This window comes from Limosilactobacillus agrestis (assembly GCF_014145585.1).
In the GTDB taxonomy this organism is placed as follows: Bacteria; Bacillota; Bacilli; order Lactobacillales; family Lactobacillaceae; genus Limosilactobacillus; species Limosilactobacillus agrestis.
The window spans coordinates 1-21,465 of the sequence record NZ_JACIVF010000049.1 but is presented as its reverse complement, the minus strand read 5'-3'; the positions used below and the strand labels follow the sequence as shown (position 1 = coordinate 21,465).

21 protein-coding genes and 1 other annotated feature are annotated in these 21,465 nt (G+C 38.8%); of the genes, 15 read left to right on the top strand and 6 right to left on the bottom strand.

Translation table 11 applies throughout. From position 1 onward, the window contains the following. Window positions 1-337: 337 nt before the first annotated feature. Complete coding sequence (locus H5R88_RS03920) at window positions 338-1,354, bottom strand: C40 family peptidase (RefSeq protein ID WP_182600291.1); 1,017 nt, start codon at window positions 1,352-1,354, stop codon at window positions 338-340. 717 nt (window positions 1,355-2,071) lie between these two features. Between H5R88_RS03920 and H5R88_RS03915 the strand changes: the two genes are divergently transcribed. The 3 genes from H5R88_RS03915 to H5R88_RS03905 all read left to right on the top strand — a co-directional run bounded on the left by H5R88_RS03915 (window position 2,072) and on the right by H5R88_RS03905 (window position 5,105). Then, a complete protein-coding gene (locus tag H5R88_RS03915) occupies window positions 2,072-3,613 on the top strand; it encodes an ABC-F family ATP-binding cassette domain-containing protein (protein ID WP_182600290.1) in 1,542 nt (513 codons plus the stop codon). Window positions 3,614-3,653: 40 nt separating this feature from the next. Beyond that, a complete protein-coding gene (locus tag H5R88_RS03910) occupies window positions 3,654-4,433 on the top strand; it encodes a putative ABC transporter permease (protein WP_182600289.1) in 780 nt (259 codons plus the stop codon). A 78-nt stretch (window positions 4,434-4,511) separates the two neighbouring features. Further along, window positions 4,512-5,105, top strand: a complete 594-nt coding sequence (locus tag H5R88_RS03905) for a glycoside hydrolase family 73 protein (protein ID WP_003675281.1) — start codon at window positions 4,512-4,514, stop codon at window positions 5,103-5,105. A 72-nt stretch (window positions 5,106-5,177) separates the two neighbouring features. On the opposite strand, the gene brnQ is transcribed toward H5R88_RS03905, so the two are convergent. Beyond that, entirely contained in the window at window positions 5,178-6,563 is a 1,386-nt protein-coding gene (brnQ, locus tag H5R88_RS03900; protein ID WP_182600288.1) for a branched-chain amino acid transport system II carrier protein, read from the bottom strand. Window positions 6,564-6,614: 51 nt separating this feature from the next. Then, window positions 6,615-6,854 (bottom strand) — a binding site (T-box leader). 62 nt (window positions 6,855-6,916) lie between these two features. After that, window positions 6,917-8,146, bottom strand: coding sequence for a DUF2325 domain-containing protein (locus H5R88_RS03895; RefSeq protein WP_182600287.1), 1,230 nt, complete (start codon window positions 8,144-8,146; stop codon window positions 6,917-6,919). 135 nt (window positions 8,147-8,281) lie between these two features. Between H5R88_RS03895 and H5R88_RS03890 the strand changes: the two genes are divergently transcribed. Further along, on the top strand, window positions 8,282-9,367 hold the full coding sequence (locus tag H5R88_RS03890; protein WP_182600286.1) for a DHHA1 domain-containing protein: 1,086 nt from the start codon (window positions 8,282-8,284) through the stop codon (window positions 9,365-9,367). A gap of 137 nt (window positions 9,368-9,504) precedes the next feature. Here the strand turns inward: H5R88_RS03890 and H5R88_RS03885 are convergent, their stop codons facing one another. After that, window positions 9,505-9,789: a hypothetical protein gene (locus H5R88_RS03885; protein WP_182578569.1), complete on the bottom strand. Its 285-nt coding sequence runs from the start codon at window positions 9,787-9,789 to the stop codon at window positions 9,505-9,507. Between the two features lie 547 nt (window positions 9,790-10,336). On the opposite strand from H5R88_RS03885, the gene H5R88_RS03880 reads away from it, so the two are divergent. Genes H5R88_RS03880 through H5R88_RS03865 form a run of 4 tightly spaced genes read left to right on the top strand, consistent with a single transcriptional unit; the run spans window position 10,337 to window position 12,511 of the window. Next, window positions 10,337-11,302, top strand: a complete 966-nt coding sequence (locus H5R88_RS03880) for an Lreu_0056 family protein (RefSeq protein ID WP_182600285.1) — start codon at window positions 10,337-10,339, stop codon at window positions 11,300-11,302. Window positions 11,303-11,326: 24 nt separating this feature from the next. Further along, window positions 11,327-11,647 carry a DUF7671 family protein gene (locus H5R88_RS03875; protein WP_182578571.1) on the top strand — a complete coding sequence of 107 codons (321 nt, stop codon included), beginning with the start codon at window positions 11,327-11,329 and terminating at the stop codon, window positions 11,645-11,647. Window positions 11,648-11,652: 5 nt separating this feature from the next. Continuing rightward, a complete protein-coding gene (locus H5R88_RS03870) occupies window positions 11,653-12,336 on the top strand; it encodes an NAD(P)H-dependent oxidoreductase (RefSeq protein WP_182600284.1) in 684 nt (227 codons plus the stop codon). 1 nt (window position 12,337) lies between these two features. Beyond that, complete coding sequence (locus tag H5R88_RS03865; RefSeq protein WP_182600283.1) at window positions 12,338-12,511, top strand: hypothetical protein; 174 nt, start codon at window positions 12,338-12,340, stop codon at window positions 12,509-12,511. 259 nt (window positions 12,512-12,770) lie between these two features. Here H5R88_RS03865 and H5R88_RS03860 read toward each other — a convergent pair whose 3' ends face one another. Beyond that, window positions 12,771-13,148: a DUF488 domain-containing protein gene (locus H5R88_RS03860; protein WP_182600282.1), complete on the bottom strand. Its 378-nt coding sequence runs from the start codon at window positions 13,146-13,148 to the stop codon at window positions 12,771-12,773. A gap of 61 nt (window positions 13,149-13,209) precedes the next feature. On the opposite strand from H5R88_RS03860, the gene H5R88_RS03855 reads away from it, so the two are divergent. The 7 genes from H5R88_RS03855 (at window position 13,210) to H5R88_RS03825 (ending at window position 19,825) form a co-directional block, all read left to right on the top strand. After that, window positions 13,210-13,842 carry a DNA-3-methyladenine glycosylase gene (locus H5R88_RS03855; protein WP_029507864.1) on the top strand — a complete coding sequence of 211 codons (633 nt, stop codon included), beginning with the start codon at window positions 13,210-13,212 and terminating at the stop codon, window positions 13,840-13,842. Between the two features lie 3 nt (window positions 13,843-13,845). Beyond that, complete coding sequence (locus H5R88_RS03850; RefSeq protein ID WP_182600281.1) at window positions 13,846-14,991, top strand: AAA family ATPase; 1,146 nt, start codon at window positions 13,846-13,848, stop codon at window positions 14,989-14,991. Continuing rightward, window positions 14,988-16,280 carry a vWA domain-containing protein gene (locus H5R88_RS03845; RefSeq protein WP_182600280.1) on the top strand — a complete coding sequence of 431 codons (1,293 nt, stop codon included), beginning with the start codon at window positions 14,988-14,990 and terminating at the stop codon, window positions 16,278-16,280. The genes H5R88_RS03850 and H5R88_RS03845 overlap by 4 nt, the downstream gene beginning before the upstream one ends. Window positions 16,281-16,283: 3 nt before the next feature. Continuing rightward, window positions 16,284-16,577: a hypothetical protein gene (locus H5R88_RS03840; RefSeq protein ID WP_182600279.1), complete on the top strand. Its 294-nt coding sequence runs from the start codon at window positions 16,284-16,286 to the stop codon at window positions 16,575-16,577. A gap of 73 nt (window positions 16,578-16,650) precedes the next feature. Next, window positions 16,651-18,555, top strand: coding sequence for a M13 family metallopeptidase (locus tag H5R88_RS03835; RefSeq protein WP_182578578.1), 1,905 nt, complete (start codon window positions 16,651-16,653; stop codon window positions 18,553-18,555). 143 nt (window positions 18,556-18,698) lie between these two features. Continuing rightward, window positions 18,699-19,322, top strand: coding sequence for a helix-turn-helix domain-containing protein (locus tag H5R88_RS03830; RefSeq protein WP_182578579.1), 624 nt, complete (start codon window positions 18,699-18,701; stop codon window positions 19,320-19,322). Continuing rightward, entirely contained in the window at window positions 19,322-19,825 is a 504-nt protein-coding gene (locus tag H5R88_RS03825; RefSeq protein WP_182578580.1) for an O-acetyl-ADP-ribose deacetylase, read from the top strand. Before H5R88_RS03830 ends, H5R88_RS03825 begins: the two co-directional genes overlap by 1 nt. Before the next feature lie 253 nt (window positions 19,826-20,078). Here the strand turns inward: H5R88_RS03825 and H5R88_RS03820 are convergent, their stop codons facing one another. Then, window positions 20,079-21,278 carry an IS110 family RNA-guided transposase gene (locus tag H5R88_RS03820; protein ID WP_182578375.1) on the bottom strand — a complete coding sequence of 400 codons (1,200 nt, stop codon included), beginning with the start codon at window positions 21,276-21,278 and terminating at the stop codon, window positions 20,079-20,081. Window positions 21,279-21,465 lie beyond the last annotated feature (187 nt).

Sequence of the window (21,465 nt, the reverse complement as noted above, 5' to 3'; positions counted from 1 at the left end):
GCCCACATGACGGACTCTCGCTTTTGGAAAGGCAAAATAAAAGTCCGCATGTGGATCCATGCGGACTGAAATGAACATCAAACTCAGCCGGCACAGATGCAATCTGTTTCTTCAGGTCGCATCCATGACGAAACAACCTGAATTACCGGCTTTGCCAACGAGTATTAACGTTGATAGTTTGATATACGTTCATTATACTTACTCCCTACATAATTAATTGTTGTTAAGTATAACTAATGATTATAAAACTGTCAATATAATTATTAGAATTTGCTAAGAAAAAAGAGTAAGGTAGAAAAAATCTTCTATCTTACTCAATAATTATACTACTCGTATCTTAGTTCATGCTGATGTAGAAACTAGGAGTGTAGTAGTTGATGTTACCAGTTTGGACGTTTTGACCTGGTGTAGGAGCTTGGATGTAACCACCATTACCAGTAGCGATTGCAACGTGGTAAGGAGCACTATCTGGACCCCAGAAGTAAAGGTCACCACTTTGAGCGTTTTGAATATCGTATTGGTGGGTACCAAGGTTAGTTTGTTGGTAAGTAGTCCGGTAGTTTGAACCAAGACCGTATGCATATTGAACTAATCCTGAGCAGTCAAAGCCGCCTGGTTGGTTACCACCCCAAACATATGGAGTACCAATTTGTGCTTGAGCAACGGCAACCGCATTAGCAGTAGAACCATTACCTTGGCCAGCAGCAGTTGAAGTTGCTGGAGTAGCAGTCACAGCTGCAGTACTTTGAACAGTAGTGTTACTTTGGGGAGTAGCAACTGCTTCAGTAGCAGCGTATGTAGTTTGTGTTGGCGCAGCAGTGTTAGTAGCTGCTAAAGTAGTAACGTTATTATTAGTGTTTGCAGCACTAGTTTGCGCAACGTTAATAGTGGCAGAAGCAGCACTTACTTGGGCTGGAGCTTGGGATGCAGCACTAACTTGAGCGGCGGTATTGTTATCAGAAGCAGATACAACTGTTGTTGGTTGTGCTTGGTCAGCTACGTTGCTTGCGTTTGTAGTAGAAACCACTGGAGTAGTTGATGCAGCTGTTGTTTCAGTAGCTTCGATGGCTGCTTGACTAGCAGTAGCGTTATCAGTGGCAGTAGCAATAGTTGCGGCAGCAGAAGCAGTACTGATAGCAGAAGATGGGATAACTAATTGTTGACCAACGTAAATTACATTAGGGTCAGCTAATTGGTTAGCAGTAGAAATTGAATCAACAGTAGTAGCATATTGTTGAGCGAATCCCCATACTGTATCTCCTGATTGTACTTGAACTTGTGTGTCAGCACTGGCAGTGTTAGCAACAGCCAATGCACCAGCAGCACCTAAGGTTGCAACAAGGACTTTTGACATTGTTTTTTTCTTAGCGATAATTATTCACTCCTGAATTATTGTTTGTTTTTTTCTTTTATGCATGCAACTAATTTGTGCACTCTTTTACTATATGATGATATTGTGAAAAAAATATGAAAAATATCTTAAGGGTGGCAGTTGTTACATAATTGTTAAATTGTTGTAATAAATTATAGTGGGGCATCTAGAAGGCTTAGTACTTATTCTGTATCTTTTGGCGAATTGCAAATAATATATCCTTCAGGCATTAGTTAAAATATTATTAGTTCATAATGATGAAAATGAAGCTAATGAAGGGTAATAGAATAAAGGCTAAATTTTTAAGATGAGTTGACATTTAATTATTTCTTTTTAGTTTTTGTAACAAACCTATTAACACACTGACATTAAGTGTCATTAAAGCAGTGAATAAATAGCATAACCATATTGGGAGATCATCTAGCTATCGCCCCCCACGTGCTAAGTCAATAAGAAATAAAAAATTTAAGGCAGAACAGATAGGTAAAAGTATATCATTATTTGGTTTCATAAAATTATTTCTCCCCCCATGATTTATCTAATGATAGCAAACTGTAATTAGCCGATCTATTTTTGCAGTTTTACTTATACTGAAAACCAGGTTTAAATTCCCAACAAATTGAAGCTCTTACCTAAAATATGATAGTATGGATAGCAGTTTTGGCTCGTAATAAGTAAGAAAAAGAGGAGAGAATATAAATGGCAGTATTAGATGTTGAAGGCTTGACGATGAGCTACGCGGATAAGAAGCTCTATGAAGATGCCAGCTTTCAACTAGAAAAACACGAACATATGGGAATTGTCGGGCAAAATGGCGCTGGAAAGAGTACCTTGATTAAGATCCTGATTGGAAAAACGCTCCCAGTCGATGGCACTATCAAATGGCAAAAAGGGGTTAAAATTGGATATTTAGACCAGTATGTTGATATTCCAGCGGGGATGACCTTGATTGACTTCCTCCATACTGCTTTCACGGAACTTTATCAGCTTAATGACCAGATGAACAAACTTTATGCGGATTATGCAGAGAAGATGGATGATGAGCTTCTCACCAAAGCAGGCCGTATTCAAGAAAAACTCGACGCTAATAACTTCTATGAAATTGAAACGGAAGTCGAACGGGTGATGAATGGGCTGGGATTGACAGACATTGGGAAGGATCACGTTGTCTCTGAAATGAGTGGGGGCCAGCGATTAAAGATTATCCTTGCGAAGATGTTATTGGAGAATCCAGATGTCATCTTACTAGACGAACCGACGAACTACCTTGATACGGCCCATATTGAATGGTTAATTGGTTATCTTAATGATTTTGATGGGGCCGCAATGATTATCTCTCACGATTATGACTTCCTTGAACAAGTCACGAATACAATTTGTGATGTATCATTTGGTAAAATCACCAAGTATCGAGGGAGCTTCCAACAGGCAATGCGGCAAAAGGAAGAGCGAAAGGAAGCTCAAGAACGGGAATATGAGAAGCAGCAAGTAGTCATTGAAAAGGCACAACGGTTTATTCGGAAAAATAAAGCTGGTTCAAAATCGACTATGGCTAAATCGCGGGAAAAGATGCTTGCGCGGATGAAGAAGATTGATCCGCCTGAAGATAATCTGAAAGCAACCTTCCATTTTCCATATGAAAATACTGGATCGGCCAACGCGCTCCGAGTAGAAAAGCTATCAGTTGGTTATAACCGACCATTACTAGCACCGGTAACTTTCTCAATGACAATGGGCGAAAAGTTATTATTCACGGGATTTAATGGGGTTGGTAAGTCTACCTTGATTAAATCAATCTTGAAGAAAATTCCAGCACTGGGCGGAACGGCAACCTTCTCACCATCAGCCCGGATAAATTACTTTGACCAAGATCTGGAGTGGGATGACCCGACCCTTACACCATTGCAAACAATTCAAAATATGTTCCCAACGATGCAGCCACGGACGATTCGGACAAAGTTAGCGCGGGCGGGAATTAACGCTGCAAACACAATGAAGGAAATGAGCCTTTTATCAGGGGGAGAACAGACGAAAGTTAAGTTGGCGATCCTTGAACTAACCCCATGTAATTTTCTTATTATGGACGAACCGACAAACCACTTGGATGATGAGACGAAGGAAGGGTTGAAGAAGGCTCTGCAAGATTTCCCGGGAAATTTAATTTTGGTTAGTCACGAACAAGGATTTTTTGAAGGATGGCTTGATAAGATCCTTAACGTTGAAAAACTTAGCTTGAAATAGAAATATATGAGACAATGAATTCAAAAAGGAGGGGAAACGAATGCCCTATTCACTTTCTGAAATCATTGTCTTATTTTTTACCTATTCATTTATTGGTTGGTTATGGGAAACTTGTTACTGTTCAATTAAGGATCATCATTTTGCCTATCGTGGCTTCTTATTTGGTCCTTATTGTCCGGTGTATGGATTTGCCATTACGACGATTTTGATTACTACCTACCCGTTCCAAGATAATATTTTTCTGCTATTTGTAGTGGGATTTATTGTGGCTTCGATTTTTGAATATGTAGCAAGTTGGCTGCTTGAAAAACTTTTTCATATGAAGCTATGGGACTATTCGCATCTAAAGGGAAATATTCAGGGAAGGGTTGCTCCCCAAATTTCGTTTTTCTGGGGAATTGGCGTTGTCTTGCTGGTTAAGTTCGTTCAGCCATTCATTCAGCGGATTATTAATTGGGAAGAATCATGGACCCACGGGATGCTTGCTCTAATTATCGTTCTTGTGATGGGGATAGACACTATTCTTAGTGTTATTAGTGTGGAAAAATTCCATATTACAACTCAACAATGGGATGAGCGAGCAGCCGCGTACCGAAAGAAGCTGCTAGATCGACTTGAAAAAGCAACTCCTAAGGATAAGCTGGTAATTAAAGACCACCTTCAAGATTGGCAACACCATTTTGCTCAACATTTAAATCAAGATGAAGCTGGAAAACAATTGAGTTGGAACCATCGCCGGCTAATTAAGAGTTTCCCTAAGATGAAGATTACTGACAGTAAATACTTTAATAACTATAAAAAGGACCTTAAAAATAAATAAGACCATCATAAAATTCTCGCTTTCTTAAGGGGAAGTAGTTATAATAGCGTCAAATTCATAAAAAGGGAAAGACAGACCATGAAAAAAGAAACAAAAATCATCTGCGGAAGTGTACTGGCGTTTTTGATTATTTTGTTTGGGATTGTAGCGATTATTATCCATGAATCCCCTCAAATTCAACGTGAGACCCATCCGACAGATATAACCGTCAATGAATTTGTTCGTCAGATTGCACCGGCTGCCCAACGTGAACAGAAGAAATATCATATTCCGGCAAGTATTACGATTGCGCAAGCAGGACTTGAATCTAACTGGGGTCGGAGCCGGTTAGCAAATAAATACAATAACTTATTTGGAATTAAGGCTAATAGTGATGACGAAAAGGTGCAAATGTATACTACCGAAAATATTCGTGGTAAAAATGTTCAAGTAAAGCAATACTTTACGGTTTACAATAGCTGGGCTGATTCAATTAATGCGCACACGTTACTAATTGTAAATGGAACTGCTGATAATCATGCACGTTTCCATGGAGTACAAACAGCAAAAACTTATCAACAGGCAGCTTATGAATTACAGCGGAATGGTTACGCAACCGATCCAGATTATGCCAGCAAGCTGATCTATGCGATTAAGAAGTTTAATCTTGCCCAATACGATAATGTTAAATAATAATTTAAAAGCGTGGGGAACGACTCTTGTAATGAGCTATTTCTCACGCTTTTATAACCTATAAGACACTTATTAATGTACTTCGCTTTGCATACTGGTGGAAGTAACCCGTTGATGACGGTACCAGTGAACTAAGAGACCAAGGACTAAGCCGACAAGTGCTGGAACAAGCCAGGATAATCCCATACTTGCAAGTGGTAAGTTGTTTCGTAATGCAGCAACAGACAACCCAAATGAACTTTGACTAACAACTGCTGGGAAAGCAATGACCATATCACCGAGAGCTGGTACAACGGTGAAAAGGACCACAAAGAAGTAGACAACGCCATCACGCTTAAACAGTGGTGATGTAACAGATAAAAGGATAAGCACCATTGATAATGGGTAAAGGAACATTAACATTGGTGTTGACCAAGCGATGATTTGATCTAACCCAAAATTAGCAGTAAGGAAAGAGGCAAGACAACTAAGTGCAAGCCATGCATGGTAGCTAACCTTTGGAAAGTGCTTATGGAAGTCTTGAGCAAAAGCAGCAACTAAACCAACAGCCGTCGTTAAACAAGTGACAGTTAATAAAAATGCTAATACAACTTGGCCGAATGCACCGGCATAAGCATTAACTAATTGGTTAAAGGCAACTCCACCATCTGGAGAAACTTTGAAACGACCAAGAGACATTGCGCCAAGAAGGATCAATAATAAATAGATAAAAGCAACGGCACCCATCGAGAGGACACCAGCTTTTGCAACGACTTTGGATACATCTTTTGCTGACCGTTGCCCCATAGAACGAACGGCAGTTACTACCGTTACTCCAAAGGCAAGACCAGCTAGAGCATCCATGGTGTTGTATCCTTCAAGGAAACCATTTGTAAGGGCGCCATGAACATAGGCACTAGTTGTAGGCGCAGTGGCAGGATTACCCAGCGGACGAGCGAAGCCAACGACAAAGACTAGGAATAAGAGTGCTAAGAAGACAGGATTTAATACTTTTCCAATGTTAGCGAGGATATCATTTTCTCGGTATGAGAATAAGAAGGCAGCTACAAAGAATAATGCTGAGAATAATAGCAACGCGAGTGGTTGGTGTTGTTTATCAACGAATGGAGCAAAGCCGACAGTGAATGAAACGGTAGCTGTCCGCGGGGTACCAAATAATGGACCAATCGTAGCATGGATAAGGACCATGAAGACCAAGGCAAAACCAGCCCCAAGAGGTCGCCCGATATCAAAGACACCTCCTGCACGAGTAACTGCTACCGCCAGAACTGATAGAAGTGGTAAAAGGACTCCGGTAATCAGAAAGCCAACTGCGGCTGGTCCCCAGTGACTACCAGCTAATTGACCAAGATGTAATGGGAAAATCAAGTTTCCGGCCCCAAAGAATAAACCGAAAAGCAATGAAGCAACAACTAAATAGTTTTTGAATGTTAACTTGCGCGATGTTAAATCTTGCATGTTTTCTCCTCCTAATCTGATCCCAACAAAAAAGTCCCTTAGCCAAAATGGCTAAGGGACGCTGAGCGTGGTACCACCCTATCATTGTACTGCTATTGCTAACAATACCTCACACGTACGGCTATAGTAGCGATACGCTGACACGATAATGGGTGTAACCACTACAGCTTACTGGTATTTAAGCTATAGACTCGAAAGTGATTTTCAATTAGAGTTAAATCTGTCCCCTCACACCAAACGGGACTCGCTGAAGATATCGTCTAACATACTCTTCTTTCTCATTGCGATCGAATAATTAAATTGTTATCATTATTCTAACTTATTTCTCATAAAAGTCAACAGTAAATTAAAAATCATTTATAATTTTTTAAATCTTCGCTGCTTTCGGCATATGCAGGGTCACCATTTAATGCCCGTGCAATGGCGCGCTCGACAGCAGTATTAGAAGTGATATTTGCAATTGCGAGTGGCTTCTCATAACGTTTAGCATGATGATTGGCGAGCTGACTAATCCGGTGGTGAATTGCATCAATGCAGACAATCACAAAGTCAGCATCCCGAATTTCCCGCTTTAATTTACTGCTGGAAACTTTTTCTTCAGCAGAGGCATCTAATCCGCGGAATAGACCATGGTGCTTATCAACGACTGGTTTAAGACCCTTAACCTTGCTACGAATTCCAGTAATAACAAGTACCTTTCGTTGATGAAGGTCATAGTCAAGCTTCTTCTCATAATCATGGCGAGGATTTGTTGGTTTTTTGACACTTTTGGGTTTAACTGGTTGTTTGGTAGTGTCGTAATCCTGCTTTTCGTGGATCCAACGAATTGAGCCGTCTTTAGCATCGGTTAAGCCATTTCCACGATCATAGTAGGCAAAATCAATAACCATTCCTGGCTTAATATCGCGACCGGGGTACTTAAATGGATCGATTACAATGGTATTTGCTGGTGCTTCGTCAACGATTGAATTACCCTTAATTGTATTACTAAGTTGAAGTACATCAGAACCGGGCACGCGTTTTAATTCACCGTATTCAATCACATTGACTTTTTCAGGGGTGTAATCGCTAAGGTGGTCACCGGTGATCCGGCGAATAACTGGAAGGCCACGGACCTTTTGTTCATAGTCTAACTGGGCAATATCCCCATCTTCAACAGGAAATGGTAATGCATGCAGAATTGCTTCCGGATAATAACGGTGGTTAATCTCGGCACCACTTAATTTTCGGTGTACTAAGTAGCGATTGTCAGCTGCTAATCGTTCTTCTTCAGTAATTGTTTTAGGAGCCGAAGTCGATGCACTCAAAGTTACCGTTGGGCCGGGCGTTTCTTTAACACTGGTAGGACCTGTAAGTAGTGATTTTAGTGTTTTGCGTGCTTGTGGAGGTAACTCGTTTGCTGTTTGAATTTTGCGTTGAACAAATCGTGGTGCGTCTTGTTTAACGGGGGTGCTTTCTTGATAATGATTTAAAATATTAAGAATGGTGGTAAGACTCCGCTGAGTTTGCAATAAACTTTGTGGATCATCAGCGGTATTATTTAAGAGGTCAATTAATTCTTGACGATAATCGTAAACTTCCATATTATTTTCCTTTCTTAAAATAAGTTACTAATTTCAATAATAGCAGTTAGTTAGTGTGATGTCAGTAATTAAGTGTGGTTTAGCTGATTTTCTACGGTATAATAAGAAACAAATTTAGAATTGCGAGGATAGAAAATGGCACAACGGTTAATAAAATTATTTTCCCACAACGATTTAGATGGATTTGGGGCTCCATTATTATTAAAAACACTACAACCAGTGATGTTTGAAGACACAGAGTTTGATATGACAAACTGTGGTGCTGGTCGAATTGACGAAGAATTAAGTCGGTGGATGCAAACGGCGGAGGTAGGACGCTTTACAGATGTTTATATTATGGATATGACGCCAGATAGTGACTATTCATTTAAACAGTTAAATGAACGCTTTGCCAACCATTGGCTTGTTTTTGATCACCATGAAAGTGAAGTTGAGTTACGCAAAAAGTATGCAGCCAATAGTATCGTACCTGCTGATCCGGCAGTTAACCCAAGTGCCACAAGCTTGGTATGGGACTGGTTAAAACAACAATCAGCTTTTGCAAGGGTTGATGAACAACGGCAAAAGGATCTTACTTACCTTGTGGAATTAATTCGGGCATATGATACTTGGGATTGGCAAAATGATCCAGAAATGAATGATCAGGAACGTGTTGACGCCGATAATTTCGATCAGCTCTTCTGGTTTTACCCGCTCCAAGATTCGGAAGAGTTTGTTCAAAACGTCTTTAATACCAGTTGGCAACAATACCAAGAAGAAAATCACCTTTTGATTCGAACACTTAATGAACGGCGGGCAAAGTATCTTAAGAGCCATTTGAAAGATGTTTTGATTACAGACATCGATGATTATAAATTTGGGGTCGTATATGCAAGTGATTATAAGTCTGAAATTGCCCATGAATTATTAGAACAGCATCCAGAAGTTGATGCGGCTCTGGTAGTCAGTCCTGTTAGTGTATCGCTTCGGAGCAACGGAAAGTTAGATGTAGCTAAATTTGCTGAAAAATACTTTAATGGTGGCGGGCATGCAGATGCAGCAGGAGGCCGGTTAACGGTTAATCCAATTGAAGTCGGTGAACAGGCAGTCATTGATGACCTCAAGCAGACAATTGCCAATCATCAGAATGAACAAAAATCGAATGAAAGTACTCTTGCAGATAATCTTGATCCCGAAGTAGCGGCAAAGATGGCAGCGTTGTTTGGGAAAAGTAGAGAATAAATTTTTAGTATATTAATATTTAAAATTCCGGCATCGTGAGAAATAATTGCCTCCTTGAGCAGGTTATTTCTCACTTTTTTAAACTAAAAAAGAACCATGACCTCAAGCCATAGTCCTTTAATTGAAAAGTAAATCAATTATGCAGTGGTGTGACTGTTGTGGGTAACGCTGTTTTCACGATAACCAAAGTAGAATTGGATAGCAGCAATTGCAATGTTTACCCAGTTCATTGTAAGGAACCAGCCGTTAATGGCGTTGCCGTCGTGAGTCATGCCATAATATACCCAAAATCCAATTACGATAGCACATACATTAATCCATGCAAATGTCTTTTGTAGAATTTGGTTGTCAAGGGCAAACCACATCCATACAACGTTTACTACAAACCAGATTGCAAGAATCCAAAAGATAACGTCGAACATAGTATTACTTCCTTTCAACATCCTATCTACATATACCATAGATAATACTTAATAAAGAAGACTTACCTTTCACTATCTATTATAGTCGAATTTTATCCATGAGCAAAAGATAAAGCATTATTAATATAAAGTAATAATAGCTGGAATAGAAAAGTGCAGATTCTTGTCTTTTACGTATATATCTTTATAGAACTATTTAATAGGAGGATATTATGATTGCCCAGCGAAAAGTTGAAGGGACTGAACCGCTTATCCTAAAATTAAAGAAAAACATGATCAACTCAGAGAAAAAGAACAAAAATTGCACGAAAATCAGCAGCTGATAATTAAAACATCAATTGTAGCAATGAGAGCGCTGAATATTGATGAAACAACCATCAAGAAAGAGATAAAAGAAAAGTTTGACTTGTCAGACAAAGAAATTAAGGATTATTTTGCCGAATAAAATGAGGAAGTCTCCAAATTAATTATGGAGGCTTTTTAGGTAACTCCTAAAGATTAAGGTATAATAAAGCTTTAAATATTAAGATCTGTGGGGAGGATCTTTATGAGAAAAATAGCACTAATTTTGATGCTTTCATTGACAATGCTGGTCGGGGTAGCTTGTGGGAGAACATCCTCAAGTACTAATAGATCAGCTAGTAAGATGACTAGTTCTTTATCGAGTACACAACAAACAAGGGACGATACAGGACTAAATGCTGAACGATTAACACCTGAACAAACTGCTGCTCTTGTATTGTATTATCGTGATGCCCATATGCCAGGTGCAAATGATTACGATTATTCTGCTGATATGGAAAACAATGATCAAGGAGCAACGGTTAAGATTTATGATAAGAAAGCAGTTCCGCGAGGAGAAGGGCCCTCTACCAAAACTTATCCTCAGGGTGCTACAGTTTTATATACTATTAAGTTAAATTCAGGAAGCAATGAAGATGGGACGCATTTAAATTCAACCTATTATACGGTTATTGGAAATAAGGTTTATTATGCGAATGGTAGTGATGGTATTCGTAAAACAGGGGTAACCTTAAATGAAATGGTGACATATGTCAAAGTTCATGGAGAAGTTAATCGTGTTTTGAAAGTAGCGAAAAACACCAAAATTGTTGATATGCGTGGTAAAGTTACGATTACGGATAAGGATGGCTTAACTACTCAGCAATTAGGAACATTAGTCGGGTTGCTAAAGAGCCCTGATTGGTTTAAAAATGGAGTTCAAAATGGTGACATGTATTATGGAACACATTATGGTTATGGTGAAGTTTCTGATTATCAATATGTAACAACTAAGGATAAATTGGCTAGTTATATTTGGTTTAAACGTAAAGGAAATGATGTCACAATTAAAATGATTGAACCAGATAAAAATCAAAACATGGCGAAGGCCCCAATGACCACTATACATACTACGGTTACTACTTTGATAAATGATTACTATATAAGTGAAGATCAACAGGATGAGGTTAATACATATGCGGATCAGTTAAAAGCAGAACCGCAAAATTAGAATAATTACTAAGAAGGCTATATTATGAGTAAAAAAGATAAGTATGATGTTCAAAAGTTTACGGGAATTCCGGTTGAAACAGATGCTAGTGGAAAGTATCAGTTAAAGTTTGACCAAAATGGGGAAGCTAAATTACATACTTGGCGGACAGGAAAGCATACTAAAGGTAAATTTAAGCATCCAGGCCAATTAATGATGACGGAAAATAACTTGACCGTTGTAATTTTAAAAGCAGAACCAATGGCTTTTAAGGATCGTCATAGTGAAACGCCTCTACAACGATTTTTAACTGTCGATGTTACAGAAGATGTACTGAAACGAGGCCTTGCAGAATTAAAGGAGTGAAATTGATGAAAACACTGGTGATAGTGGCGCACCCTCAACTTGCAAATTCATCGACTGAATCGTTTTTTAAGGCAGCCGCTGATGATGAGAATAACGTTATGTGGCATGAATTAAAAGCTCCTTTTAATATTTCTCAAGAGCAGGAGTTGCTTAAATCGGCAACTCGAATTATTTTTCAATTTCCGATGTATTGGTATAGTGCGCCAGCGATCTTAAAGCAATGGCTTGATGAGGTATGGAATTCACAACTTACAAGTAGTTATTTGCTAAAGGGCCGCGAATTGGGGATTGTCACAACAGTTGCTCATCCCGCCTCTGCTTTTCAACCAGGCGCCAGTCAAGAGTATACAATTGCTGAAATTTTACGACCATATCAGGCTTTAGCACACGCAATGGGGATGAAGTATTTACCAGCATTACCAATCTATCAATTCGCCCAGCAGAATGAAGAAGAGCGCCAGTTATTATTTATTCAATATCAACAATACTTGACCTTAGATAATTTCTTGCATTTTAGTGATCAGACACAATGGTTTATTGATCGCCTAAACACCAAAATCGCTCGAGAGGTAGATCCTCTTCAACAAGTTAAATTAGAACAATTATTATCACTTTTACAAGACCAACAAGAAGAGCTAGATGATTTGCACACTTCTATCGGCTGGCTACGGGAAAAAGAGGATGACTAAAATGGATGAGAATCAACGATGGGCACACGAAGAATTAACAAGATTAATGAAAGATAGCCCAACATATGAAAATCAAGCTTTTTACCGGGCATTAGATCAGTTAATGCTTAAACAAGCACAACGTTTAATTAATGCCGCCGGTGAGCTCGATGGTCGTAGTTGGGCTGATAAATAATTAATTTAAAATATAAAGCAGAAGTCTACCTACCACTTCAACAATAGACTTCCACCTTATCAGATAATTGTTTCAAAATGAAACTAGGGGGTTATAAATACCCGTAATTCTAATTGCACGATTAGAATAAGTCACCAAAAAAACTTATAAGGACTTTGGGAATATTGATACCTTATAACTAAGTCAGTGAAACGATAGGTACTAGAGAATTATGAATAAAATCCTCATATATTATTATAAAACAAATTATTGATTTCTATTATTTTATAGTGAGTCGTAAATCGTTTCGGAGTTTGTCAGCAAGAATAACTGCTTGATTGTGTTTTTCATCTTTTGCCCCGTAAAGGAGAATGACGTTCTGACTTGGCAACTGATTTTGGACAATTGCCTTTAATGAATTATAGTAAACAGGATTGTTGCTTAATTCTGCTAGATAACGCTCTTTAAATTCTGGATAGCGAGCGATGTCATGACCAAACCATTTCCGAAGCTCGGTACTGGGTCCAACTTCTTTGAGCCACTTATCAAGATGTGCATTTTCTTTTGAGATTCCGCGGGGCCAAATGCGGTCAACGAGGATACGATAACCATCTAAATCTACAGGTTTAGTATAGATTCGTTCAATTTTTAGTTCCATTATGCCTTCTCCTTTAATTAGTGTTATGTTTAGGATAGTTCTTTTTAGGAGGAAAATAAATATGCTAACAAAATATCAACAATTTTTTACTGGACGGCCTACAGTCGAAATTGCGAAGGATCTTTTAGGAAAGCTAGTAAAGTACCAAACTGAAAATGGGATCATTGGTGGTTATATTGTTGAAACAGAAGCATATTTAGGGGAAAAAGATTCTGCATCGCATGCCTTTAATGGCCGACGCACTGGCTATTCGGAATCTTTATATGGGATGCCTGGAAATATTTACCTGTACCAAATCCGTGGACATTATTGTTTTGATATTGTGGTTCAGGATGCAGAAGAGCCTCAAGGAATTTTGCTCCGCGGAATAGAACCAGCACTAAATATCGATAAAATGATCGAAAATCGGCACATGTCAGGGGTAAATATTACTAATGGTCCTGGCAAATTGGTACAGGCGCTTGGAATTCATTCACGGGATTTAGACGGGCAGCCAATGGAAACAAGTCCACTAACTGTTGATTTACATAATTATAAAATTCCTGGAGAAATCGCTATTTCTGCGCGGATTGGAGTTAATTTAAAGGGAAAAGACGGACTAAGTCCACGCCGCTTTTATGTAAAAGGCAATCCCTATGTATCAAACGTGAAAAAACAAGACATGGATCTGGAATGTCATGGCTGGAAGGGGTAAATAATGGCACTAACTTATCAACAACTATTAACGGCAGTTCCTGTTGTTCTCGATGCGGGTAATGTTCCGAATATTGTCGGGGATGCGGGGATCGGTAAATCTGCTTTAGTTCGTGAAATTGCTGCTAATATGAATGCGGCATTATTCACTACGGTTGTCAGTTTAAGTGAAAAAGGAGACCTTGCAATTCCAGTTCCTCCATTGACCAGTGAATCCTTTGTTGAAACGAAAAATTATGGCCGCCTTGCAAATGTACAATTCGGCTACTCTGAAACTTTAATCAGCATTATTAAGTATGCCGAGGCCCATCCTAATCAATCAATTATTTGGTTTTTAGATGAATTTAATCGCGGAACGCAAGCTGTTCAAAGTGAATTAATGAATCTGGTCCTTCAACGAAAGATTAATTCTTTACGGTTGCCTTCCACAGTGCGGATCATTATTGCGGAGAATCCTGATTCTACGATGACAGGCTTTACTGATCGTGAATATGGTGTTGCGATTGGGGATGCCGCGATTAAAGATCGAACAGTTCGTCTAGTAATGACGAATTCGACGGCTGAATGGTTAAAATGGGCAAAGACCGTTGGAATTAATGGCCTTGTTTCCGCCTATCTTACACAATACCCTGAACAATTATTAGTTATTGATCCGAATAATGAAGATTTGGCCCCCACGCCGCGTGCTTGGGAAAGAGTTTCCCGCAATCTTGATCAATTACAGGCGTTAGATCAGAAAATGCAAAAAGAACTTGCCGCTGATATATTTAGCGGTGACCTAGGTGACGAAGTAGGGGTGGCCTTTGCTCAGTTTGTCCTTGCACAGGGGCAAGAGCTTACCGTAGCGATCTTGAAAGACGCTGAAGATGGCAAGGAGCAGTTTGAAAATGCTGATGAAGCAACCAAAATTCAAGTATTACGGTCATGGCTCAGTCCTAAGTTGGCATCTGAAGAAGAGGCAGCTTTATTTATTAAGTATCTTCAATTAGTTAGTGAGGATGGTCAGTATGCGATTGTTCAAACAGTTGGTGAAGATTTCATCGACCTCTTGCAAGCGATGTATGAACAAGCCATCAAACATCCTCAAGGCTCAGTAGCACAACTTTATCAATATTTTGCGGAGGTTGCGACGCGTGGTGATAATCAATGAGTTTAGGTGACTTCCTAGCACGATTACGCCAAAATGATGGAAGAAATAGCCATGTAACGTCTGCGCAACGGATTAGGGATGCAATTATTAGAATTCTTCAAAAACAGCGACTTTTCGGAGAGGTGTTGTTACAGCTTCCACGAGAAAATGATTTACATTTACCCGCAATGATGGGATTGAGATGGGATGACAATCGTCTTGTCCTGGTTATCAATCCAGAAAAATTAGCACATATTCGTAATGATGAATTGCAAAGTTTATTAGAACATGAAGCCCTTCACCTTATCTGGATGCATCCATTACGTTATGCTTCTTATCCTCATCCAGATTTAGTTCAGATTGCGACCGATGTAGCAGTAAACCAGTATTTAACTGTGGCGCCCCAGGGAACAGTAACCCTTAGTCAATTGGAGAAAATTCTTCGTCAAAGGCTAATGCCAAAATTAGATTCACAGGATTATCTCAATATATTAGAACAGCTACCCGCTGAACAACAAGAAAAATTACATCAACTGGGCCTAAAATTAAATGGTGGTAAGCAAAAAGAAAATGCAACGGCAGATAAGGTTAAAACAGCCGAGACTCATAACGGCTGGCAGGAAGCTAAGGCAAGTCGGCAGGTCAGTAATCAGATCGTGCGGTTAGCGAATATCAAGCGGATTTTGAATCGTTCCTGGAAGCAAACCCCGCAACGAGATCGTGGGTTATTACCGGGCAACATAAAATCACAGCTGCAAAAAGCTCGCCAAACCAGAATAGTTGATTGGCGGCAGATTCTTAGGCGGCAGTTTGGATTACTTGCACGAGGACAAGTTGATTCGCATGCTCGCTTTAATCGTCGACAGCCGCTAAGAATGGATTTGCCTGGCAAGGTTACGAGATTGGATCCGGCTGTTGACATTTTTGTTGATAATTCTGGATCAGTTACCGACCAAGAAATCAGTCAAACACTAACGACGCTTGAAACGATGCTTAAGAAAACGAAACTGACAGTTAACGTTTACTCGTTTGATACTCATGTGACTAGCAAACAAAGACTTCATGATGGTAAAAAACTTAACTTTAGCCGGACTGGTGGTGGGGGAACAAGCTTTCAGTGTGTTTTTGATTATCTCCATCAGCACCACCTAACTAAACGTAATCGCATAATTATCATTATTACTGATGGGTGGGGAGAGGAAAAAATCAATAATTATCATTATCAAAGTGTTTATTGGCTAATGATGACAAAGGCTAACCAATTATCGGTAAAAGAGCCACGGGGAAGAGTACTAGAAATGAGGGGATAATTGATGACGACAATCTTAAACCCACAGGCCATGCAAAAGGTCCTTACCCATAGCAAGGAATATGAGCGCGCGATTGGTCTTCTTAATAAACGGTGGGATCCAGATGAACAGCCGATTTTTCGAAACGTTCTCCAGTCGGCAGATGTTCAATTTGCTCGCCAACTCCAAATTGCGGGATTAATTAAGGGGAAGGTTGAGTTAAGTAATTACCAAGAAGTAAATCAATTACTGATGCAACATGACTCCTGGTTTTCAGAAAGTGCACGGAAAACTTTATTAACTCCTTTTTTAGATTGAAGCAAATTTACATGAACTTCTAGTAAGCATAGTATAATAGTAAGTAATGTAACCTTTTAAGGAGGTCCTGCACATGGCAGTGAATAACGAACTAATTAAAGACGACTTATACGAAGCAGTTAACGGGGAATGGCTAAAGACAGCGAAGATTCCTGATGATAAACCAGCTACCGGGGGCTTCAATGACCTCGTTGATGAGATTGACAAGCAACTGATGGATGATTTTGATGCCTATGCAGAGGGCAAGGAAAAGTCTGATGATTCTCGGTTTAATGAGATGATTAAGCTATATCGCCTTGCTAAAAAGTTTGATTGGCGTAAGAAAGTTGGCCCACAACCGCTTAAACGAATGTTGGCAAGTGTGGAGAATCTTAATTCATATGAAGATTACCAATCTCAGTGGAAGAACTGGATTTTAGCGGGAATGCCTTCACCGATTAATTTTGATATTGATGCTGACATGAAGAATGCAACTGTTTATGCCTTATTTGCCTCATCTCCATCCCTTATTTTGCCTGATAAGAGCTACTATGAAGCTGAAAAGAAGGCACAGCACGATCAATTACTCCAACTATGGTCTTCAATGGTTGAAGCCTTGATGGATAAGTTGGGTTATAGCAAAGAAGAAACAAGAAAGATTATTGATGATGCAATCAAATTCGATGCCCTTCTTGCGCCAAATGTAAAGAGTGCTGAAGAAGCCGCTGATTACAGTAAGATGTATAATCCACAAACGGTTGCCGAACTAGCTAGTGCGACTGACCAACTTGATATTGCAGCAATAATTAAGCAGTTAGTTGGGGAAGAACCGGCAAAAGTAATTGTGACAGAACCGGACTACTTTAAGGCCTTGAACAAGATCTTACAAGATAACTTTGAGCTCTTTAAAAACTGGGCATTAATTCGTGTTATTCGCGAAAATGCTAGTTACCTTGATGATGAAATGCGTGAAATCAATGGACGTTATGGTCGAGCACTTTCTGGAAGCAAGAAACCAGTTAGCCAACGTAAATTTGCGTTCTATCTTGCACGTGACATGTTTAGTCAAGTAGCTGGGGATTATTATGGAAAGAAGTATTTTGGCCCGCAAGCTAAGGCAGATGTTCACCATATGGTTGAGCAAATGATTAAAGTTTATAAGGGCCGCTTGACCAATAATCAATGGCTTAGCAAGGATACTCGTGATAAGGCTATTCTTAAGCTTGATAAGCTGGGCATTCAAGTCGGGTATCCGGATAAAATACCTGCCCTCTATGATCAATTTAAAGTTGATGAAGAAGAATCATTGATTGCAAACTTGAATCAATTAACAGTGACGGCTAATAAAGAATTATTCAGTCGTTGGAATAAACCTGTTGACCGGATGCGGTGGGAAATGAGTGCGGCCACAGTCAATGCTTATTACCACCCGTTTAAGAATATCATTGTATTCCCGGCTGCAATCTTACAGGCACCGTTCTACTCGTTGAAACAAAGCAGCAGTCAAAATTATGGTGGGATTGGCGCAGTAATTGCCCATGAAATTTCCCACGCCTTTGACAACAACGGGTCATTATTTGATGAGTTTGGAAATCTTAATAACTGGTGGACAGATGAAGATTCTGCACATTTTAAGCAATTAGCCCAAAAAATGATTGATGAATTTGATGGAATCCCATTTGCTGGTCAAAAGGTAAATGGGAAGCTTACGGTTTCTGAAAATATCGCCGATGCAGGAGGCCTTAGTTGTGCACTTGAAGCAGCAAAAACGGAAGCTGACTTCAATGCCCAAGAATTCTTTATTAACTGGGCAACTATTTGGCGGATGAAGGCTACGGAACAGTATATGCAATTACTGCTTTCAATTGATGTTCATGCCCCACAAAAACTGCGTGCTAATGTTCAAGCGGAAAATCTCGATGATTTCTACACAGCATTTGATATTAAGCCGGGTGACGAAATGTACCGAGCACCAGAAAATCGGGTTCATATTTGGTGATTTAATAATAAAAGAAGGTTGGAAGTTTTTCCAGCCTTTTTATTTGCTATGATTCTTAGCGTGACAAATTTCACCTTCTTCGGTAAAGTTTAAGCATAATTAATTTCCCGGGAAATAAATTTAATTGAAGGTAGGAGAACTTATTGAAATTTGCCGATAAAATGAAATTATATCGTCGTCAAAAAGGATGGACTCAGCAGGATGTAGCAGAACGATTGTTGATCTCACGTAAAACAATTTCTAGTTGGGAAAATGGTCGAAGCTATCCTGATATTTTTATGTTGGTTCAAATAAGTGATCTCTACCATGTTAGTTTGGATGATTTATTACGGGAGGATCATGAGATGATAAATAACTATAAAGAAGAGCATACAATCAATAAACGAGTGGACAAAATTTTTGTTATTTGTTATTTTTTGAATATTATTGGCGCTATAGTCACAATGTTAAAACCGATTCTACCTTTTCGGAGCCATTACTCACTAAAACCGGTATTTACGATTATTTCTTTTATTATTGTTTCTAGTCTTATAATATTAGTCAGTTATGCTGACTGGTCTAAAATAAAAAATAAACTTGGTTTTTGGGTAACATGGTTGATCATAACGTTATTAGAAATAAGATTAACATTTCCAGTTAATGTTCCTATAAATGATAATGGAATTGGATATATCTGTGGCACATTAACAGGAAATGTATTGGTAGCGTTATGTTTAACTTGTACAGTCTGGCTATTTCCTCAGTTTAAAGAAAGAAGGGCTAAATAATGCCACCGGTTAACGTAATCAAGGGAGATATTACCAAAATAAAAGTTGATGCAATTGTTAATGCCGCTAATACAACTTTAATGGGTGGCGGTGGTGTTGATGGTGCAATTCATCGAGCAGCCGGCCCAGCGTTATATGGTGCCTGTGAAAAATTTCATGGATGTCGAACGGGAGAAGCACGGATAACTGGCGGCTTTAACTTGCCAGCCAAGTTTATTATTCACACGCCTGGACCGATTTGGCATGGCGGTGATAATGGCGAAGATCAATTGTTAGCTAATTCTTATCACAATAGTTTACGGTTGGCTGATAAACATCTATGCCGGACGGTTGCCTTTCCTTCTATCAGTACAGGAGTGTATGCTTTCCCGCTTGAAAGGGCAGCGAAAATTGCGATTAAGACGATTAAAGATTTTCTTCTGACTGCTAATTATGTTGATCAAGTAACGATGGTTTGCTTTGATGATAAAACTTTTGCTGCTTATCAATCACAACTTTATTAAGCTAAATAGTTCAAAACTATTGGAAATTAATTGTTAAACGTTTATAATTTTCTGGATTGACTTTTTCCAGAAAATTTTTTGTTTTCTACGAATAGTCAAGTATATTAAGGTGTTTCTTTGAGATTAATTTAAGAAAAAACTATTTAGATAGTTAAGGTAGTTTAAAAAGGGAATTTAAGGTATAACAAAATAAACTCATGAACTAGATTTATTTTTCATGGGTTGTAGAATAATAGTAAGAATCAATCCTAAATTATGCTTTGGCTATTTGATAATTATAAGATTGATTGTATTTTACAAGATGATAAATCGTTCTGAGAAGGCGATGTATCGCGGCAATGGCAATTTTCTTAGTCCCTGGCTGAGAAGATTGCCTTTTCCTTTTCTGATAAAAGTCGTTAATATGATTAGGATGAAAGTGACTAGCGACCGCAATATTTTGGATGGATCTAAATAGAATTTTACGAGCGACTGCGTCACCACGTTTACTAATATGATCGGTAGCAACGAAGTTGCCCGATTCATAATGTCTAAGATCAATTCCAATATAGGCATTAAGTGCATTACTACTGTGAAAGCGGCGAATATCACCTAATTCACCGATTAAAGAAGTAACGGTTCGTACACCAAAGCCAGGAATACTTAATAGTAAATCATATTCAGGTAAATTTTCTGCTTCGTGTTGCATTTCTGAAATGATCTTATCTTTTTCATGGACTTCCTCAACGATGCGTTTAGTTAAGTACTGAATTTGTTCGTAAACATAGGAATTGTCATTAACAACCGGATAAGCTTCTTTAGCAAGTGATATTAGCTTTTTGGTAATACAGGTGGCGCGGTTAGTTGATATAACTTTATTAGTGCTATCCTGGATAAGCGAACGTAAATCAGTAAACGAAGTTTTAAGAACCTGTGAAGGACAGGAAAAACGCATCACAATTGCCCAATATAGCTCGTTATTAGTATTACTAAATAATGACTCCAATTGAGGGAAAGTAAGTTGTAAGGCACGATGTAGCCGATTTTTATGGTTAACAACATCTCGACTTACTTCTTGGTAAAAGCGGCTAAGATCGTGTAACTGTTCATATACTGGGGCCTGCTTATAAGATAAAGAGCGGTGAATAATGAAACTAGTTTGAGCTAGGTTAAGAGCGTCAGCTCGATCAGTTTTATAGGGACGTAAACTATCGAGTTGCTTTTTAGCAGTTAAAGGGTTAAGCATCGTATAATTAAACTCATTACAATCAAGAAAGTGTTGAAGAGTACGAGAATAAATACCGGTCGCCTCAAAAACCACTTCAGGTTGATGGAAGACCTTAAGGAGCTTTAATAAATTATCTAATCCAGGACGATCAAGTGTTAGTTTACACTCATCAACTTTTACTTTATTAACTACAATTGCCAAGTTAATTATATGTTTACTAACATCAATCCCAAATACAGTACGCATTTTATCATCTCCAAATGAAGTAGAATCACAAAAAGTCTATTAAATCTAATTTTCAATACACGACTTAAGAGCCAACAGACTAAGAGCAGATTAAGAATAGACTTGTGAAGTTGCCAGTTTTAAATCCGACGTCAAGCGTCATACAAAAGTACGACATGTCAACTTCACCCCTACTTTAACAAAAAAG

Excerpts from the sequence above, each read along its gene's own strand:
- H5R88_RS03920 (WP_182600291.1), bottom strand. The coding sequence starts at position 1,354 with ATGTCAAAAGTCCTTGTTGCAACCTTAGGTGCTGCTGGTGCATTGGCT.
- brnQ (WP_182600288.1), bottom strand. The coding sequence starts at position 6,563 with ATGCAAGATTTAACATCGCGCAAGTTAACATTCAAAAACTATTTAGTT.
- H5R88_RS03895 (WP_182600287.1), bottom strand. The coding sequence starts at position 8,146 with ATGGAAGTTTACGATTATCGTCAAGAATTAATTGACCTCTTAAATAAT.
- H5R88_RS03840 (WP_182600279.1), top strand. The coding sequence starts at position 16,284 with ATGACGACAATCTTAAACCCACAGGCCATGCAAAAGGTCCTTACCCAT.
- H5R88_RS03820 (WP_182578375.1), bottom strand. The coding sequence starts at position 21,278 with ATGCGTACTGTATTTGGGATTGATGTTAGTAAACATATAATTAACTTG.
- H5R88_RS03905 (WP_003675281.1), top strand. The coding sequence starts at position 4,512 with ATGAAAAAAGAAACAAAAATCATCTGCGGAAGTGTACTGGCGTTTTTG.
- H5R88_RS03870 (WP_182600284.1), top strand. The coding sequence starts at position 11,653 with ATGAAAACACTGGTGATAGTGGCGCACCCTCAACTTGCAAATTCATCG.
- H5R88_RS03855 (WP_029507864.1), top strand. The coding sequence starts at position 13,210 with ATGCTAACAAAATATCAACAATTTTTTACTGGACGGCCTACAGTCGAA.
- H5R88_RS03915 (WP_182600290.1), top strand. The coding sequence starts at position 2,072 with ATGGCAGTATTAGATGTTGAAGGCTTGACGATGAGCTACGCGGATAAG.
- H5R88_RS03885 (WP_182578569.1), bottom strand. The coding sequence starts at position 9,789 with ATGTTCGACGTTATCTTTTGGATTCTTGCAATCTGGTTTGTAGTAAAC.
- H5R88_RS03860 (WP_182600282.1), bottom strand. The coding sequence starts at position 13,148 with ATGGAACTAAAAATTGAACGAATCTATACTAAACCTGTAGATTTAGAT.
- H5R88_RS03865 (WP_182600283.1), top strand. The coding sequence starts at position 12,338 with ATGGATGAGAATCAACGATGGGCACACGAAGAATTAACAAGATTAATG.
- H5R88_RS03890 (WP_182600286.1), top strand. The coding sequence starts at position 8,282 with ATGGCACAACGGTTAATAAAATTATTTTCCCACAACGATTTAGATGGA.
- H5R88_RS03910 (WP_182600289.1), top strand. The coding sequence starts at position 3,654 with ATGCCCTATTCACTTTCTGAAATCATTGTCTTATTTTTTACCTATTCA.
- H5R88_RS03850 (WP_182600281.1), top strand. The coding sequence starts at position 13,846 with ATGGCACTAACTTATCAACAACTATTAACGGCAGTTCCTGTTGTTCTC.
- H5R88_RS03875 (WP_182578571.1), top strand. The coding sequence starts at position 11,327 with ATGAGTAAAAAAGATAAGTATGATGTTCAAAAGTTTACGGGAATTCCG.
- H5R88_RS03880 (WP_182600285.1), top strand. The coding sequence starts at position 10,337 with ATGAGAAAAATAGCACTAATTTTGATGCTTTCATTGACAATGCTGGTC.
- H5R88_RS03825 (WP_182578580.1), top strand. The coding sequence starts at position 19,322 with ATGCCACCGGTTAACGTAATCAAGGGAGATATTACCAAAATAAAAGTT.
- H5R88_RS03835 (WP_182578578.1), top strand. The coding sequence starts at position 16,651 with ATGGCAGTGAATAACGAACTAATTAAAGACGACTTATACGAAGCAGTT.
- H5R88_RS03845 (WP_182600280.1), top strand. The coding sequence starts at position 14,988 with ATGAGTTTAGGTGACTTCCTAGCACGATTACGCCAAAATGATGGAAGA.